The organism is Vicinamibacterales bacterium (assembly GCA_035699745.1).
In the GTDB taxonomy this organism is placed as follows: Bacteria; Acidobacteriota; Vicinamibacteria; order Vicinamibacterales; family 2-12-FULL-66-21; genus JAICSD01.
Genome location: DASSPH010000107.1, coordinates 30,399 through 47,799, shown reverse-complemented (window position 1 = coordinate 47,799; position 17,401 = coordinate 30,399). Strand labels below are relative to the sequence as shown.

Below are 17,401 nucleotides of genomic sequence, written 5' to 3'. Positions count from 1 at the left end.
AGTCATGCGGGAGCGGGCGACCGATGCCCAGGTGCAGGGTGTGATCGCCAAGCTGATAGAGATGGGGTTCGACGTGCACCGCTCGACGGGAGCGCTGCGCACCGTGCTCGGCGCGGTGGGCGGGTCGCGTCAGTTCGACACCGCGCTGCTCGAGGTGCTGGAAGGCGTGCAGGAGGTGCATCGCATCACCGAGCCGTACAAGCTCGCGAGCCGCGCCTTCAAGCCCGACAACACCGTGATCGTCATCGACGATCTGCGGATCGGCGGGGACGAAGTGGTCGTCATGGCGGGGCCGTGCTCCGCCGAGAGCGAAGAGCAGGTCGAGGCGAGCGCCGCGGCGGTGAAGCGGGCGGGGGCGAAGGTGCTTCGCGGGGGCGCGTTCAAGCCGCGGAGCAGTCCCTACAGCTTCCAGGGGCTCGGGGAGGAAGGGCTGCGGCTGCTCAAGTCGGCCGCCGATCGTCACAACCTCAAGCTGATCACCGAGGTCATGGACATCAGCCAGCTCGAACTGATCGAGCGGTATGCCGACATCCTCCAGGTCGGCGCGCGCAACATGCAGAATTTCACGCTGCTGCGCGAGCTGGGGCATTCGAAGAAGCCGGTGATGCTGAAGCGCGGCATCTCGGCGACGATCGAGGAGTGGCTGCTCTCGGCGGAATACATCCTCGCCGGCGGCAACATGAACGTGATGCTCTGCGAGCGCGGCATCCGCACGTTCGAGAGCTACACCCGCAACACGCTGGACATCTCGGCGATCCCGGTGGTGCAGAAGCTGAGCCACCTGCCGATCATCGTGGACCCGAGCCACGGGACTGGCAAGCGCGACAAGGTGGCGCCGATGGCGCGGGCGGCGGTCGCGGCCGGCGCCGACGGGCTGATCATCGAGGTCCACTGCGACCCCGATCACGCGCTGAGCGACGGCGCGCAGTCGATGTTCCCGGCCCAGTTCGATCGCCTGATGGCGGAGCTGCGCATCATCGCGCCGGCGATCGGCCGCAGCATCTGCCTCGAGCCGGTGGCGCGGCGCGGATGGGGGGTGTGAGTGCGCAGTGCGCGGTGCTGAGTGATTGACGGTCCGTTCGGGCGCGTCGCCGTCGTCGGGTTCGGGCTGGTTGGCGCGTCCGTGGCCCGCGCGGCGGCGAAGCGATGGCCGCGGATCGCGATCGTCGCGCTCGACAAAGGGGATTCGCTGTCGCGGATCACCGGCGCCGATCTCGTCGTCCTGGCCGCGCCGGTGCTGGCGAGCATCGAGGCGCTGACCGCGCTGCCGCCGCATCTGTCCCCGGGCGCCGTGGTCACGGACGTCTGCAGCACCAAGCGGCTGATCGCCGCGGCGGCGGATGCGTTCCCGTCGTTGACCTTCATCGGCGGCCATCCCATGGCCGGCGACGTCCGCAGCGGCGCCGCCCACGCCCGCGCTGATCTGTTCGAAGGCCGTCCGTGGATTCTCACGCCCGGCCCGAACCACACGGCGGAGCTGCAGCGGCTCGAGGCCTTCGTCGGCGGCCTCGGCGGCGTCCCCCACATCATGACCCCCGAGCTGCACGACCGCTTCGTCGGCGCCGTCAGCCACCTGCCGCAGCTGACCGCGAGCGCCCTGATGCACGTCGTCGGCAAGCTGGCGGGGGACGCGGGCCTCGAGATCGCCGGCCGCGGGCTCCACGACACCACGCGGCTCGCCGGCAGCTCGCCGGCGCTGTGGAGGGACATCACGATGACCAACCCGGACGTGCTGCGCGCCGCGCTCGACGTGCTGATCGGCACGCTGACGGAGATGCGCGATACGCTCGATACCGGCACCGCCGTCGAAGAGGTGTTCACGTCCGCCTGCCGCTGGCGCGATACCCTGGACCGCGGCCACTGAGAAAAGGGGACAGTCCCCGTTTTTCCGGGTACCAGCGTTGACGGAATCAGGCGGGCGCGGGAGCGGCGGTGACAACGCGACGCCCGGCGTGAATGAGACGGTCCTCGTTCGGCCCGGGGCACGCAGGAAAAGGTGACAGTCACCGTTTTGTGGAGCCGGGAGTTGACGGGATCCGCGGCAAACGCGGAACGCCAGGGCTGGTGGGGAAACTGCAGGGGACGGTGCACGTGACGCGACGGGCGGTCAGGACGTACCTCGAGATGCGCGATCGGTCCCAACTGAACGCCGCGGAGCCGCCTGCCGGGGACGTGGCGGTCGAACGCCAGGCCGCGTGTCCGCCGGACCTCTACCGCCGCCTCTACGCCGACGTCGGCCGCGAGTATCACTGGATCGATCGTCTCGGCTGGACGGACGACGAGATCGCCGCGCATCTCGCGGACCCGCGGCTGGAGCTGTGGGTGCTGCGCGAACGCCAGGAGCCCGCCGGCTACTTCGAGCTGCGGCGGCATGAGGACGATGCCGTCGAAGTGGCGTACTTCGGCCTCCTGCCGCACGCGGTGGGGCGCGGTCTGGGCAAGTTCCTGCTCACCCGCGCGGTCGAACGTGCCTGGGACCTCGGCGCCACGCGCGTGTGGCTGCACACGTCATCGCTCGACCACTCCGTCGCGCTGCCCAACTACCTCGCGCGCGGCTTCTCGATCTGGAAGCAGGAAACCTACAGTTACTGAACGACCGTCAGCCGGAAGCGGCCGCCCAGCGTCACCACAGCCTGCCGCGTTCCGCCGCCGCTCTTCGCCGGCACGTTGAACACCAGATCGCCGTCTCCGCGCATGATCTGGTGCATCCGCGGCGACTGCCAGGCGATCCAGGTGTCGCCGGACTCGGCGCTCCAGGCGCAGCCCATGAACGGATCGCTGAGCACCCATAAGTGCACCCGGCCGCCGGCGTCGCTCACGGTCAGCGCACCGGCGCTGGACGTGCCCGAATACGTTGCGCCCGGCGGCAGGCCATCCTTCGCCGGACTCGCGGTGATCTGGCAGTCGCCCCATTGAGTGATCCGCACGTTCTGTCCGGCCGTGGGAGCCGACCAGCGGATCTCGATCACGCCGAGGCGGCTCGCCGCATACTGCGCCTGCGGGTTGAAATCGGCGTCATAGGCCAGCGTTGCCGCTCCGGTGCCGCTCGCCTGGCGCAGGCGGAGCCACGGCGCCGTGGACGTTGCCGTCCACGCGCACCCGGACGCGGTCTCGATGGAGATCTCCGCCGTCCACGGCTCCCGCGGGATCACCATCTCGACGGGCGACACCGCGTACGAGCACGACTGCGGGCTGGCGGGAGCGACTGGCGCTGCGGGCGTCGGCGCGGACGGCGCCGGTGAGTCCTTCCCGGTGCAGCCGGCGGCGATCATGACGGTCAGCGCGAGGGCAGCGATCCCCGGCCCGGACGTCTTCATGACCGTTTCCTGTGATAGACCTGTTCCATGGCCGCCGCTCCGCTCTGGATGCCCTCGCGCGACCGCATCCAGTCCGCCCACCTGACGCGCTTCGGCGGGGGCACCGCGTATCCCGAGCTGTACGAATGGAGCATAACCAGGCCGGGCGAATTCTGGGAGCGCATATGGAATTACGCCGGTGTGATCGGCGTCCGCGGCGAGCGGATCGCGATCGACCTCGATCGCATGCCCGGAGCGACGTTCTTCCCCGACGCGCGGATCAACTTCACCGAAAACGTGCTGCGCGAAGACGGCGACGGCGATGCCATCGTGTTCCGCTCCGAGGACGGCGACATGCGCACGATGTCCTGGCGGACGCTGCGCGCGGAGGTGGCCGCGGCCGCCGCGGCGCTGCGGCACGCCGGCATCCGCCCCGGCGATCGCGTCGCGGCCTATCTGCCGAACGTTCCTGAAGCGATCGTGGCGGTGCTCGGCGCGGCGTGCGTCGGCGCCGTGTGGTCGTCCTGTTCGCCGGATTTCGGGGTGCAGGGCGTGCTCGACCGCTTCGGACAGATCGAACCGCGGGTGCTGCTCGCCGCCGATGGTTATCAGTACGGCGGGAAGACGTTCGATCAAACCGGGAAGATCGACGAGATCCTCGGCAAGCTGCCGTCAGTGGAGCGCGCCGTCGTCGGACAGCGGGGCTGGGACGACTTCCTGGCGCCGCATCGCGGCGCGGCGCTGGTGTGCGATCCGCTGCCGTTCAATCATCCGCTCTACATCCTGTATTCCTCCGGCACCACGGGCGTTCCCAAATGCATCGTCCACGGCGCCGGCGGCACGCTGATTCAGCATCTCAAGGAACATCAACTCCACTGCGATATCCGGCCGGGAGACCGCGTCTTCTATTTCACGACGCTCGGCTGGATGATGTGGAACTGGCTGGTCACCGTACTGGCGTCGCGCGCGACGATTCTGCTCTACGACGGGTCGCCGTTCCACCCCGACGGCCGGACGCTGTTCACGTTCGCCGACGAGGCCGGGATGACGCTGTTCGGGACATCCGCGAAGTACATCGACGCGGTCGCCAAGGCAGGACTGCGGCCGCGCGGGACCCACGCGCTGGCAACCGTGCGGACGATGACCTCGACTGGTTCGCCGCTCGCGGCGGAGAGCTTCGATTTCGTCTACGAGCACGTGAAGCGCGACCTTCATCTGGCGTCGATATCCGGCGGAACCGACATCGTGAGCTGCTTCGTCGGCGGCAATCCGACGGCGCCGGTGTGGCGAGGGGAGATTCAGTGCCGCGCGCTGGGGATGAAGGTGGAGGTGTTCGACGATCGCGGGCGGGCGCTGCCGCGCGGCGAGAAGGGGGAGCTGGTCTGTACCATGCCGTTTCCGTCGATGCCGATCGGCTTCTGGAACGATCCGGACGGCCGCCGGTATCGAGCCGCCTATTTCGATCGGTTCCCCGGCGTCTGGACCCACGGGGACTACGTCGAGCTGACCGAGCACGACGGCGTGATCATCCACGGCCGGTCCGACGCGGTCCTGAACCCGGGCGGCGTGCGGATCGGCACCGCCGAGATCTATCGCCAGGTGGAGCAGCTGCCGGAGATCGTCGAGAGCCTGGTCATCGGCCAGCAGTGGCAGGGAGACGAGCGGATCGTGCTGTTCGTCCGCCTGCGCGACGGGGCGGCGCTGGACGAATCGCTCGTCGAGCGCATCCGCCGGCAGGTGCGCCGGAACACGACGCCGCGCCACGTTCCCGCGCGCATCGTCCAGGTGGACGAGATTCCGCGCACGAAAAGTGGAAAGATAGTGGAGCTGGCGGTGCGCGACGTGGTGCACGGCCGGCCGGTCAAGAACCAGGAGGCGCTGGCGAACCCCGGCGCGCTCGAACATTTTCGCAACCGCCCGGAACTCAATGGATAACGCCGTCATTCTCTCCGCCTGCCGGACACCGATCGGATCGTTCGGCGGCGCGTTCAAGGATCTCTCCGCCTCCGAGCTGGGGGCCATTGTCATTCGCGAAGCGATCGCCCGCGCCCGCATCGACGCCGCCGGTCTCGGCGACGTCATCATGGGATGCGTGCTTCAGGCGGGCGCCGGCATGAACGTGGCGCGGCAGGCGGCGCTCAAGGCCGGCGTGCCCGTGCAGGTCCCGGCCGAGACGGTCAACCGCGTCTGCGGCTCCGGCCTGCAGGCGGTGGTGCACGCCGTCGAGGCGGTCAAGGCCGGCTTCATCGATCTGATGCTCGCCGGCGGCACCGAATCGATGAGCAGCGCGCCCTACCTGATGAAGGGCGCGCGCTGGGGCTACCGCATGGGGAACGCCGAGATCGTCGACTCCATGCTGCACGAAGGGCTCACCTGCGCGATCAACGGCTGCCACATGGGCATCACCGCCGAAGAGGTGGCGAAGCGCTACGGGGTCTCGCGCGCCGACCAGGACGCATTCGCGGCGGAGAGCCAGGCGCGCGCCGAACGGGCGATCGCGTCGGGCGTGTTCGCCGACGAAATCGTCGCCGTTCCGGTGCCGCAGAGGAAGGGGGAGCCGGTCGTCGTCGCGCGGGACGAATACCCGCGCGCTGGCACGACGGCAGAGAAGCTCGCGGCGTTGAAGGCGGCATTCACGAAGGACGGCAGCGTCACCGCCGGCAATGCCTCCGGCATCAACGACGGCGCCGCGGCGCTCGTGATCGCGACCGAGCGCTGGGCGAAGGAGCACGACCGCAGGCCGCTGGCGCGCATCCTCGCGTACTGCACCACGGGCGTCGATCCGTTGATCATGGGCATGGGCCCGGTGGAGGCGATGCGCAAGGCGGTGGATCGCGCCGGGCTGACGCTCGACGCTCTCGACGCGATCGAATTGAACGAAGCCTTCGCCGCGCAGTCGCTGGCCGTGAGCCGCGAGCTCGGGTTGAACGCCGCGAAGGTGAACGTGCACGGCGGCGCGATCGCGCTGGGCCATCCCATCGGCGCGAGCGGCGCGCGCGTGCTCACCACGCTGGTGCACACGCTGCGCAGGCGGGGCGGCGGCCGCGGCGCCGCCTCTCTCTGCATCGGCGGAGGCATGGGCACGGCAATGATCGTCGAGGCGGCGTGAAGATCCGGCAGCAGGTGCTCGACCGCATCGTGGCGCACGCCGTCGGCGATCTTCCGAACGAGTGCTGCGGCCTGCTGATCGGCAACGCGCAGGTGGTGGAGGACGCGGCCCCGGCGCGGAACGTGCGGCGGAGCCGCACGCGATTCCAGGTCGAGCCTGCGGATCATTTCGCCGCCATCCGCCGCGCCCGCGCCGCGGGGCTCGACGTCATCGGCGCCTATCACTCGCACCCCAACGGTCCGTCGGGACCGTCCGAGACCGACCGCGCGCGCCTCACCGATCCGGCGATGTTCCACGTCATCATCTCGCTGGCGCACGGCACGCGCACGGTGCGCGCCTTCCGGTTCGCCGACGGGAACTTCACTCCGCTCGAACTCGTCCCTGTGCCGTGATGACCTGGGTGCTGGCCGTCCTGTCCCTTGCCGCGAGTTCCGCCGCAGGACAGGCCGCCCCCCAGGCGCAATCGGCCATCCAGCCCGCCCCCATCCTCACCGAACTTCGCCTCGAGGGGGCCACCGTCTACCAGCGGGACGACGTGCTCTGGCTGCTGAGGCTGCGCGAGGGTGCGCCGCTGCCGGGCGACGCGCAGACGGTGGCGAAATCCCTGCAGGAGCGCTACGAGCGGGACGGCTACAGCGAGGCCCGCGTCACGGGCGAGTTCGAGGCCGGACGGCTGACGCTGGCCGTCGACGAAGGGCGCATCGACGAAGTCGAGCTGCGCGGCATCCGCGAAGACGACGCGGAACGCTACCGCCGCGATCTCGAGATCCGCCCCGGTGACATCTACAACCGGCGCGTGGTCGGCCGCGCCACCGCGGCGCTCGTCGCCGGGAGCCGCGGGGCGCTGTCGATCGGCGCGCCGCGCCGCAGCCAGCCGCAGCAGGGCACATCCACGGTCTCAGAGGTCGTGCTCGAACGGCGCGCCGGCCGCAGCGTGCTGGTGATTCCGCTGCGCTGGAACCGGTCCAACACCGACGGCACGCTCGGCAGCGGCCGCGAGGATCTCTATTCGCCCGCCGACGGCTTCTCGCCGGCGGTGGGCTTCTCGACGTCGCTGTTCGATCACCGGAACTTCAATCACACGTTCGTCGACGGCTACGTGTCGTACAAGTTCGGCCGCGACGATCCGGGATACTCCGCCGGGATCGAGCGTCCGGTGTTGCGCGGACCGGCGCGGCTGTTCCTCGGCGGCGAGATCCACGACGTCACCGCCTCGGACGACTGGTGGCGGATCAGCACCTTCGAGCAGACGCTGGTGTCGCTCGCGTTCAAGAACAGCTTCCGCGATTACTACCGCCGCCGCGGCGCCCAGGTGTTCGGCGTGCTCCACGCCGGGCCGCACAACGAGCTCAGCGCGATGGTGCGCTGGGATCGGCACGAGCCGCTCGCCAACGCGACGTCGTACTCGTTCTTCCGCGACGACGCGATGTTCCGTCCCGCGCTCGCCGTCGAGGATCGCCGCGTCAACGCGCTGGTGCTCGGGTACACGTTCGATACCCGGGCGCTCACCGGCGCAGGCAATCGCGCCACCTACGTGCGCCATCTCAAGGACAGTCTCTACGGATCGCGCACCCGGCAGAATCCCGGCCTGCGGCTGGACTGGACGTCGGAGATCGCCGGACGCGCCCTGAACGGCGATGCCGACTTCGACCGCCACATCCTCCACGCGCGCGGCCATCTGCCGCTGTCGCGGTGGACGACGCTGTCTCTGCGCGGCTTGTTCGGCTTCTCGAACGGGACGCTGCCGGCGGAGCGGCTGTTCGCCGTCGGCGGCATCGGCAGCGTGCACGGCTACCGGTTCAAGGAGGCGCGCGGGACGGGAATGGCGCTGATCAACGCCGAGTACCGCGTCGACCTCTCGCCGGGCGTGCGGGAAGACGCCGGCGACCGCGCCAGCGTCTTCGTCTTCTACGACGCGGGGCGCGTCACCGGCGACGCGGCGCCCACGCGATGGCTGCGCGGCGTCGGCGCCGGGATCGGCGCCGGCGGCGTTCGTCTGGAAATCGGCTTCCGCGCCGCGGCCATTCCCAGGTCGCGGCAGATTCTGCTGCGCTTCTCGCCGACGTTCTGATGCGACGCCGGGGCCTTCCCGTCATCCTGGCACTCGCGCTGACGCTCGCGCACGCCGCATCCGCCTTCGCGCTCGACACGAAGGTCATCGAGATTCGCGTGGCGGGCGGCAGCCTGTTCGCCGCGCTCGAGCTGCGCGACCTGTTCCCCGCCAAGTTCCAGGCGATTCTCGAGGACGGCGCCGCGATTCACCTCCGCCTCCAGCTCGAACTCTGGGAGGACCGTCCGGTGTGGGACAAGCTCGCGAACCCGGCCGCCGTGTCGGTCTTCCGCATGGTGCTCGACCGGCAGACGCGCGCGGTGAAGGTGGCCGATCAGTATGGAGAGGTCAGCCGCCAGCCGGCGTGGCAGGAGCCGCTGTCGCTGCGGATCGATCTCGGCCGGCCCGACGCCCTGTCGGACGGGACGCGGTACTACATTCGGGCGCTCGCGACGCTCGGCACGATCGCCGAAAAGGAGAGCGCCGCGGCGAGCAACGTCGTCTTCGGCGACGACGACAGCTCGGTCAGCATCGCCGCAATGGGGAAGATGCTGTTTCGGGCGGTGCTGACGGTGAACGAGTACCTGCAGAGCGTCTCGACCGACACCCGCACGCGCGAGTTGACGGGACGCGAACTGAAGGCCGGCGTGAAGCTACAGTAGCGTCAGCGCCACGGGTCGCCGCCGATGTCCCCGAGCCCGGGGCGAATCCGGACCGACGTGCTGGCCGAGGCGACCGACTTGTTCTTCTTCTTCAACCGGAACTGAATCCGGTACTCGCCGGCGGTGCGGTACACGTGATCCGCGGTGAAGCGGCGCTTGATCGTGCTCTTCCCGGGCTCGTAGGGGTCGCAGTCGACGGTGTTGTTGGATTTCGTGTCGTCCCCCCAGTCCCATTCGACCGACGCGCAGTAGAACTCCTCGAAGTCGTCCGCGCCGCCGTTGACGTCCGCCGAAGCGACGATCCGCGCCGGCGACATGCTCATCGACGGACTCGCCTTGACCGACAGCTTCGGGCGCTGCGATTTGTCGGCGAGCGGCATCGTGAACACGATCATTAGGGGAAGCGCCAGAAACTTCATAGAGCCATTATAATCCTCCTCTTATGGCGTCGACCCAGGTTGCTCCCGTGATCCGACTCATTGCCGGTCCGCCGGCCGACTGCGATACCGACCTGCTCGTCATCCCGGTGTTCGAAGGTGAGTCGCCGGCGGAGGCTCTGACCTGGCTCGATCAAGGCACCGGCGGGGAAGTGAAGCGCGCCACCGCTTCGGGTGAGATCCGCGGGCGCCTCTACGAGTTCTTCGTCACCCCCATCGTCAACGGGGCGGCAAAAGCCGCGCGGGTGGCCATCGCGGGGGCCGGCAAGGCGGGAGACTTCGACACCGAGCGGCTGCGCAAGCTGGCGACCGCGTCGGCGCTGCTCGCGCGCGGACGGCGGATCCCGCGGGTCGCGTTCCTGCTCCGCGGACCGATCGGCCCGCTCGACGGCGTGCAGCCGGTCGTCGAAGGGTTGATCCTCGCGGGATTCAGCGTCGATCAATACAAGACGGGCGAGCGGTTCGGTCCGCCCGCGGCCGAGCTGACCGTGCTGGCGCCGCAGCCGGACGCGACGACGGCGCGCGCGCTCGAGCGCGCGATCGAGCGCGGACGGATTCTCGGCGAGTGCAGCAATCTCGCACGGGCCTTCGCGAACGAGCCCTCGAACGTGCTGACGCCGCGGATCTTCGCCGAGCGCGCCGCGGCGCTCGCGCGCGAGGTCGGCCTCGGCGTGGACGTGCTCGACGAAAAGGAGATCGACCGGCTCGGCATGGGGCTGCTGCTCGGCGTGGCGCGCGGCAGCGTGGAGCCGCCCCGGGTCATCGTCCTCCGGCACGATCCCCCGGGCGCGCCGAAATCCCCGGTGCTGGGGCTGGTGGGCAAGGGGATCACGTTCGACACCGGCGGCATCTCGATCAAGCCGGCGGAAGGCATGGAGCGCATGAAGGACGACATGGCGGGCGGCGCCGCCGTCGTCTGCGCGATGCGCGCGATCGCGCTGCTCAAGGCGCCGATCCGCGTCGTCGGCGTCGTGCCGGCGACGGAGAACATGCCCGGGGGCCGCGCGATGAAGCCCGGGGACGTGCTGCACGGGGCGAGCGGCAAGAGCGTGGAAGTGATCAACACCGATGCCGAGGGGCGGCTGATCCTGGGCGACGGCTTGTGGTACGCGCAGCAGCAGGGGGCCACGCACCTGGTCGACGTGGCCACGCTGACCGGCGCCTGCGTCGTCGGCCTCGGCAAGGCGGCCTCGGGCCTGTTCGGGCGCCCCGATTCGTGGCGCGACCTGGTGCGGGACGTGGCGCAGCGCGCCGGCGATCGGTGCTGGCCGATGCCGCTCTACGACGAGTACTTCGATCAGATCCGCAGTGAGATTGCCGACATGCTGAATTCCGGCGGCCGCGCCGGCGGCGCCTGCACCGCGGCGGTGTTCCTGAAGGAGTTCGCCGGCACGCTGCCGTGGGCCCACATGGACATCGCCGGCACCGCCTGGGCCGACGAAGGCAAGCCGTTCCAGCCGAAGGGGCCGATCGGGATCGCCGTCCGCACGCTGGCCGAGCTGCCGTTCACGCACGAACGCTGGTGAACACAGTGCGCAGTGCGCGGTGCGCGGTGCGCAGTGCGCTCAGTGCTTAGTGCGCAGTGCTTAGTGCGTAGTGCTTCGGTGTCGAAGTAAGATCGCAGGGAATGCTCCAGCAGCAAGATCCGATCATCGTGCGCGTCATCGAGGAGCCTGTCGATGAGACGACGATCTCGGACGTCATCCTCGGCTCGCTTGGGCTGGTTGGGGTCCTGTTGGTCTCCGCGCTGCTTCTTGGCCTCTTGCTCGGCGGCGGCCTCGTTCTCTACAAGCGCTGGACGGCAAAGGATGGCCTCGACGCCGAGAAAGACGCCGAAACGCTGCGAGTCACCCCGACGTCCTGATCACGGCCCACACAGAAGCACTGCGTACAGAAGCACTGCGTACAGAAGCACTGCGTACAGAAGCACTGCGCACTGAGAGCACCGCGCACTGCGCACCGCGCACTGCGCACTACTGTGCTGTAGCCTTCTTCCCCGCGATCGAATTCAGCCGCTTGAGGCTCTGCTGGTAGTTCTGGATCGCGTCGAACAGCGCCTGCGCGATCTGCTGGCGGTAGGCGGTCGTCTTCAGCAGCGCGCCTTCCTGGCGGTTGGTGACGAACGAGATCTCGGCGAGCACGCTCGGCATCACCGCGCCGATCAGGACCACGAACGGCGCCTGCTTGACGCCGAGGTCGCGCAGCGACCGGTTCCTGGCGCTCAGCCGCTTCGTCATCGACTTCTGCACCGTCTCGGCGAGATCGCGCGACTCCTTCAGCTTGTTGTTCAGTGCGATCGCCTTGACGATGTCGGGCAGGTTGTGCATCGTCTGCGCCGAGGTCGCGTTCTCGCGCGCCGCGACCGCTTCGGCCTCCGGGTTCAACGCGAAGCTGAGGAAGTAGGTTTCGATGCCGCGCGCCTGCGAATTGCGGCTCGCGTTGGCGTGAATCGACAGGAAGAGGTCCGCCCCTTCACGGTTGGCGATCGCGGTGCGCTCCTCCAGCGGGATGAAGACGTCGGTGTCGCGCGTCATCACCACTTCCATCCCCGGCTGCGCCTCGAGCAGCTTGCGCAGCCGCTGCGCGACGTCGAGCGTCAGCTCGGACTCGGTGATGCCGTTGCCGTGCGCCCCGGGATCGTGTCCGCCGTGGCCGGCGTCGAGCACGATGCGGGCGACGCTGAGACCGAGCTGCCGCGAGAGGGAGAACTTGCCGTTCGAGTTCGACGCCGGCGCGGCGGGCGGCAGCGCCTTCGGCGCCGGCGTTGACGAGGGCAGTTTCGCCGGTTCGGGCGCGTGCCGCGCCTCGGGAATCGTCTGCTTCACGTCCGGCAGGACCGCGAGCGGCGCCGCGGCCTTCGGCGCCGGCACCGGCGGCGGCACGACGACGGGCGCCGCCACGGCCGCGGGGGCTGGCGCGGGAGCGGCGCTCACCGCCCGCCGGAAATCGATCACCAGGCGGTAGGGTCCGTACAGCGGGTAGACGCTGTAGCTCGACACGCCGTCGAGATCGACCACCAGACGCGTGACGTTGCGCGGATGACGTCCGAGCCTGACTTCCTTCACCACGTCGTCGGCGAACTTGAGGGAGGCGTCCTGCAGGCTGGCCGCGGTCCGCACGCCTTTCAAGTCGAAGAACAGCCGGCGGGGATTGGCGATCTCCTCCTGGTAGTAGGGCACCTCGCTGTCCAGATCCACGGTGACCCGGACGCCGTCGGGCAGCACCTCGCGCTTGATGTCGCGCAAGGTGGCGAGTTGCGCGCGACCCGCCGTGGCCTCGGCTTTCGGCGTCTGCGCCGCCGCCGCAACGGCCGCCGCCGATTCTTTCGCCTCGCTCGGCTGGCTCGTGTCGTCCGCGTCCCTCGTATCCTCCGCCGGTCTCGTCTGCCTCGCCGCGAGCCTGCTCGACGGGTAGCCTCGGGCGAGCTGATCGAGCAGACGCGCGGACGCCTTGCGGTCGGCCTCGCTGCCGAACCGCTCGAAGGCGAGCGAGGCAAGGTTCGCCGCCTGCCAGAGCGCGTTGTCCGCGTAGCCGCTCGACGGATGCCGGCGGACCACCGCTTCGTAGGCGGAGATGGCGCGGCGCATCTGAGTGAGGGTCGGCTTCGCGGCCTCGTCGCGGACGCTACGTTCCTGCGCCAGGGCACGGTTGTACATGTCGCGCGCCGTCTGCGCCTCGGCGCCGGGCGCCGCCGCCAGCAGGCAGGCGGCGGTGACGAGCGCGGTGAGGAAAGGTTGTTTCATAGGAACCGCCTATCGAAGCTGCGCATCCACTTCGTCGAAGTAGTCCTTCTTCACGAGCACCTCTCTCGGCTTGCCGCCCGCGGCCGCCGAGACGAGCCCGTCCATCTCCATCATGTCGACCAGCCGCGCGGCGCGGCTGAATCCGATCCGCAGCCGGCGCTGCAGGTACGAGATGGAGGCCTGACCGCTCGAGACCACGATCCGCGCGGCCTCGTCGTAGAGCTCGTCCTTCTCGAAATCCTGGTGCTCCTGCGCCCCCTTCTCGTCGGCGGTGACCGTCGTGTCGTAGGTGGGGCGGCCCTGCTTCCGCAGGAAGGCGGCAAGCCGGGCGCTCTCCTGCTCGGAGATGTAGGGGCCGTGCAGGCGCACGAACCGCGACGACGCCGGCGGCAGGAACAGCATGTCTCCCTTGCCGAGGAGCTGCTCGGCGCCGTTGCCGTCGAGAATGGTCCGCGAATCGATCTTCGACGAGACGCGGAAGGAGATGCGCGCGGGCAGGTTGGCCTTGATGAGGCCGGTGATGACGTCCACCGACGGACGCTGGGTCGCGAGCACCAGATGAATGCCGATGGCGCGCGCCATCTGCGCCAGTCGCGCGATCGATTCCTCGACCTCGTTGCCCGCCACCATCATCAGGTCCGCCAGCTCGTCGATCAGCACGACGATGAAGGGCAGCGGCTTGATCTCGTTCCCTTTGTCGTCGAGCAGGGGCTCGCCCTGCTTCTCCTCCTGCATCGCCCGGACGTTGCGGTTGTACTGCTCGATGTTGCGCACGCCGAACGCCGCCAGCGTCTTGTAGCGCTCTTCCATCTCGCGCACCGCCCAGCGCAGCGCGTTGGCCGCCAGCTTGGGATCCATGACGACCGGCGTGAGCAGGTGAGGGATGTCTTCGTACATCCCCAGCTCGAGGCGCTTGGGATCGACCATGATGAACCGCACGTCGTCGGGCGTCGCGCGCATCAGGATGCTGGTGATCATGGCGTTGACGCTGACCGACTTGCCGGCGCCGGTGGAGCCGGCGATCAGCAGGTGCGGCATCGTCGCGAGATCGCTGACGAACGGCTCGCCGTGGATGGTCTTGCCCATGGCGAGCGTCAGCTTCGAATGCGACCGCTTGTAGGCATCGGACTCGAGCAGCTCGCGCAGCGAAATCGCTTCGCGGTTCGGGTTCGGGATCTGGATGCCGACCGTCGACTTGCCGGGGATGCGGTCGATGATCACCGATTCGGCCTGCATCGCCAGGCACAGGTCGTCGGCGAGCCCGGTGATCTTGCTGTACTTCACCCCCGCGTCCGGCTTGAATTCGTAGGTCGTCACCACCGGACCGGGATGGATCTGGACGACGGCCCCTTCGACCGAGAACTCGCGGCACTTCTCCTCGAGCAGCCGGGCGCCGTCCATCAGCTCGCGCTCGTCGACCTTGCGCTCCGTCTTCGGCGCGTCGAGCAGCGCGTTCGGCGGCAGCGTGAAGCCCCCCTTCTTCCGCTCGATCGGCGTCTTGTCGGGATCGGGCAGCGGCAGCGACGGTTCCTTCTCTCGCTCGCGCACGGAGGCGGCAGCGGGCGGCGGCGCCGGCTTGTTGATCGGCGGCGGCGTCGGTCTGGAGGAGGCCGCTTTGAATGCGGCCGCGGCCGCGCCGAGTACCGCCGCGGTCTTCGAGCGCGCCGGCGGGGCAGCCGGGCCGGCCGCCGGCGCATCGGCGGGATCGCTCGACGTGATCGGCGCCCTCGCAATCTTCGTGCGCAGCTCCTTCGTGTCCCTCGTGTCCTTCAGCTCTTTCGTGTCTTTCGCCGCCTTCGGGTCCTTGGCCAGGTGCTTCTTCAGCACCTCCTGGCGCTGTTTCTCGCGCGCCTGCTCGTCGCGGCGGCGTTCCGCCGCGGCGCGGAACGCGGTCCAGCGCTCGCGCGCGATCTGTGACAGCACCGAGAACAGCCGGCCGAAGGAGAACTGCGTCGACAGGATGATGGCGGCGAAGAGCAGCGTCAGGATGAGGATGATCGAGCCGGTGCGATTCAGATATTCGGCCAGCGCCGCCGCGAGCCGATCGCCGACGAAGCCTCCGGCGCGGAACTCCTTGCCCGACACCGCGAGCGTGCCGAAGGCGAGCGACAGGAAGGACGACAGGCAGCCGATCAGCAGCGCCGCGCCGAGCAGCTTGGTGTAGGCGGCGTCCACCGCGCGGCACCAGAAGTAGTGCCACCCGATCACCACCATCACCAGCGGCCCGAGGAACGCCGCGTAGCCCAGCAGCTGGTACGACAGCTCCGCGACGAACGCCCCGACGCGGCCGGCGAAGTTCTCCGGCGGCAATGATGACCCGGTGTTGAAGAACCACACCGGATCCGACGCGCTGTAGCTGGCCAGCGAGATCAGCCAGAGCAGCGACGCGGCGAAGAGGGCCACGCCGAGGAATTCGCTCATCCGGCGCGAAACCGCGCTCGACCCCATGCTCAGATCTCCATCACCACCGGCAGCACGAACGGCCGGAGCCCCGAACGCTTGCGGAAGAACCGCTGCAGATCCACGCGAATCTTCTCCTTGATCAACCCCGGGTCGGTCCGCTCTTCGACGCTCGCGCTTTCGATCGCCGACCCCACGAGACCGGGGATTTCCTTGAGGAGCGCTTCGGTCCGGGCATCCAGCACGAATCCGCGGGTAATGACGTCCGGCGTCTCCTCGAGCGTGCCCGACTGCCGGCTGATCGCCACGACCGGCACCACCAGGCCGTCGCCGGCGAGGTGCCGCCGGTCGCGCAGGACCTCGTCGCCCACTTCGCCGCTACGCGTGCCGTCGATCAGAATCCGGCCCGCCGCGACCTTCTCCGCCACCCGGGCCCCGTCGTCGTCGATACGGATGACGTCGCCGTTCTCGGCGAGCACCACCCTGGTGCCGGGGGAGACCATCTTGGCGATCCGGGCGTGCCGCGCCAGCTGGCGGTACTCCCCGTGTATCGGCACGAAGAACCTCGGTCTGACCAGGGAGAGCATCATTTTCAGCTCTTCCTCGCTGCCATGGCCGGAGACGTGGATGTGCCGGATGCCGTCGTGGATGATGTCGGCCCCCCGCTTGGCGACGTGGTTCATGACGCGGCCGATCGCCTTCTCGTTCCCCGGAATCGACCGCGCCGAGAACACCACCACGTCGTCCATGTCGAGCTTGGCGTGACGGTGGTCGTCGATGGCGATGCGCGGCAGCGCCGCCTGGGGCTCGCCCTGCGATCCGGTGCAGATGCACACCACGTCCTGCTGCGGGTGCTCGCGGACCTCGCTGTCGCGAATCTGCACGCCGGGCGGGACCCTCAGATAACCGAGCCGCTGCGCGATCTGCGAGTTCTCGACGACGCCGCGGCCGATGAACGCGACTTTGCGGTCGAACTGGTCGGCGAGATCGACGACGATCTGCATGCGGTAGAGGCTCGACGCGAACATCGCGACGACGATCCGGCCGCGCGCGCTCGTGAAGATCTCTTCGAAGCCGTCGGTGACGTCCCGTTCGGATCCGCTGAACCCCTTGCGCTCGACGTTGGTGCTGTCGCCGAGCATCACCAGCACCCCTTCCGCGCCGAGCTGCGCGAAGCGCTGGAAATCGGTGTGCTCGGCGTCGAGCGGCGTCTGGTCGATCTTGAAGTCGCCGGTGTGGAGCACGACGCCGGCCGGGGTGTGAATCGCGACCGCGACGCAGTCCGGCATGCTGTGCGTGACGCGCAGGAACTCGATCGTGAAGCTGCCGACGGTCACGCGGTCGCGCGGCTTCACCTCGCGGAGCCGCGCCCGGACCGCCTCGCCCTGCTGCTCCAGCTTCGGCTCGACCAGCGCCAGCGTCAATCGCGTGCCGAGGATGGGCCCGTCGAAGTGCTGCACGACGTGCGGCACCGCGCCGATGTGATCCTCGTGCCCGTGCGTCAGCACCAGCGCCTGGATGCGGTAGCGCGACAGCTGCCGCAGGTCCGGGATGATCAAATCGACCCCGAGCAGGTCGGGCTCGGGAAACATGACGCCGGCGTCGACGAGGATCGCCGTGTCGCCGCATGCGACGACCATCATGTTCATGCCGAACTCGCCGAGCCCGCCGAGCGGGATCAGTTCCAGAACAGTGGACAAAGCG

The 17,401-nt window shown here is 69.1% G+C and carries 15 protein-coding genes; 10 read left to right on the top strand and 5 right to left on the bottom strand.

Annotated elements, in window-relative coordinates; translation table 11 throughout:
• Positions 1 to 4: 4 nt before the first annotated feature.
• The 3 genes from aroF (at position 5) to VFK57_24555 (ending at position 2,592) form a co-directional block, all read left to right on the top strand.
• On the top strand, positions 5 to 1,042 hold the full coding sequence (gene aroF, locus VFK57_24565) for a 3-deoxy-7-phosphoheptulonate synthase (GenBank protein ID HET7698915.1): 1,038 nt from the start codon (positions 5 to 7) through the stop codon (positions 1,040 to 1,042).
• Between the two features lie 21 nt (positions 1,043 to 1,063).
• On the top strand, positions 1,064 to 1,864 hold the full coding sequence (locus tag VFK57_24560; protein HET7698914.1) for a prephenate dehydrogenase/arogenate dehydrogenase family protein: 801 nt from the start codon (positions 1,064 to 1,066) through the stop codon (positions 1,862 to 1,864).
• Between the two features lie 200 nt (positions 1,865 to 2,064).
• On the top strand, positions 2,065 to 2,592 hold the full coding sequence (locus tag VFK57_24555) for a GNAT family N-acetyltransferase (protein ID HET7698913.1): 528 nt from the start codon (positions 2,065 to 2,067) through the stop codon (positions 2,590 to 2,592).
• Here VFK57_24555 and VFK57_24550 read toward each other — a convergent pair.
• The gene (locus tag VFK57_24550; GenBank protein HET7698912.1) at positions 2,586 to 3,317 is read right to left on the bottom strand and encodes a BACON domain-containing protein; all 732 of its coding nucleotides are present in this window, start codon (positions 3,315 to 3,317) and stop codon (positions 2,586 to 2,588) included. The genes VFK57_24555 and VFK57_24550 overlap by 7 nt on opposite strands.
• Before the next feature lie 27 nt (positions 3,318 to 3,344).
• Between VFK57_24550 and VFK57_24545 the strand changes: the two genes are divergently transcribed.
• The 5 genes from VFK57_24545 to VFK57_24525 are packed head-to-tail and all read left to right on the top strand — an operon-like array spanning position 3,345 to position 9,117.
• The gene (locus VFK57_24545; GenBank protein ID HET7698911.1) at positions 3,345 to 5,231 is read left to right on the top strand and encodes an acetoacetate--CoA ligase; all 1,887 of its coding nucleotides are present in this window, start codon (positions 3,345 to 3,347) and stop codon (positions 5,229 to 5,231) included.
• On the top strand, positions 5,224 to 6,405 hold the full coding sequence (locus tag VFK57_24540) for an acetyl-CoA C-acetyltransferase (GenBank protein HET7698910.1): 1,182 nt from the start codon (positions 5,224 to 5,226) through the stop codon (positions 6,403 to 6,405). The genes VFK57_24545 and VFK57_24540 overlap by 8 nt, the downstream gene beginning before the upstream one ends.
• Positions 6,402 to 6,797 (top strand): M67 family metallopeptidase, encoded by a 396-nt coding sequence (locus VFK57_24535; protein ID HET7698909.1) that lies wholly within the window; start codon positions 6,402 to 6,404, stop codon positions 6,795 to 6,797. The genes VFK57_24540 and VFK57_24535 overlap by 4 nt, the downstream gene beginning before the upstream one ends.
• A complete protein-coding gene (locus VFK57_24530; GenBank protein ID HET7698908.1) occupies positions 6,797 to 8,476 on the top strand; it encodes a BamA/TamA family outer membrane protein in 1,680 nt (559 codons plus the stop codon). Before VFK57_24535 ends, VFK57_24530 begins: the two co-directional genes overlap by 1 nt.
• Positions 8,476 to 9,117, top strand: coding sequence for a hypothetical protein (locus VFK57_24525; protein ID HET7698907.1), 642 nt, complete (start codon positions 8,476 to 8,478; stop codon positions 9,115 to 9,117). Before VFK57_24530 ends, VFK57_24525 begins: the two co-directional genes overlap by 1 nt.
• A gap of 2 nt (positions 9,118 to 9,119) precedes the next feature.
• Here VFK57_24525 and VFK57_24520 read toward each other — a convergent pair whose 3' ends face one another.
• Positions 9,120 to 9,536, bottom strand: coding sequence for a hypothetical protein (locus tag VFK57_24520; GenBank protein ID HET7698906.1), 417 nt, complete (start codon positions 9,534 to 9,536; stop codon positions 9,120 to 9,122).
• Between the two features lie 47 nt (positions 9,537 to 9,583).
• Between VFK57_24520 and VFK57_24515 the strand changes: the two genes are divergently transcribed.
• Positions 9,584 to 11,080: a leucyl aminopeptidase gene (locus VFK57_24515; protein ID HET7698905.1), complete on the top strand. Its 1,497-nt coding sequence runs from the start codon at positions 9,584 to 9,586 to the stop codon at positions 11,078 to 11,080.
• 101 nt (positions 11,081 to 11,181) lie between these two features.
• Positions 11,182 to 11,418, top strand: coding sequence for a hypothetical protein (locus tag VFK57_24510; GenBank protein HET7698904.1), 237 nt, complete (start codon positions 11,182 to 11,184; stop codon positions 11,416 to 11,418).
• A gap of 109 nt (positions 11,419 to 11,527) precedes the next feature.
• Here VFK57_24510 and VFK57_24505 read toward each other — a convergent pair whose 3' ends face one another.
• The 3 genes from VFK57_24505 to VFK57_24495 are packed head-to-tail and all read right to left on the bottom strand — an operon-like array spanning position 11,528 to position 17,397.
• A complete protein-coding gene (locus tag VFK57_24505; protein HET7698903.1) occupies positions 11,528 to 13,297 on the bottom strand; it encodes an N-acetylmuramoyl-L-alanine amidase in 1,770 nt (589 codons plus the stop codon).
• A gap of 9 nt (positions 13,298 to 13,306) precedes the next feature.
• Positions 13,307 to 15,745: a DNA translocase FtsK 4TM domain-containing protein gene (locus VFK57_24500; protein HET7698902.1), complete on the bottom strand. Its 2,439-nt coding sequence runs from the start codon at positions 15,743 to 15,745 to the stop codon at positions 13,307 to 13,309.
• Positions 15,746 to 15,747: 2 nt separating this feature from the next.
• On the bottom strand, positions 15,748 to 17,397 hold the full coding sequence (locus VFK57_24495; protein HET7698901.1) for a ribonuclease J: 1,650 nt from the start codon (positions 17,395 to 17,397) through the stop codon (positions 15,748 to 15,750).
• Positions 17,398 to 17,401 lie beyond the last annotated feature (4 nt).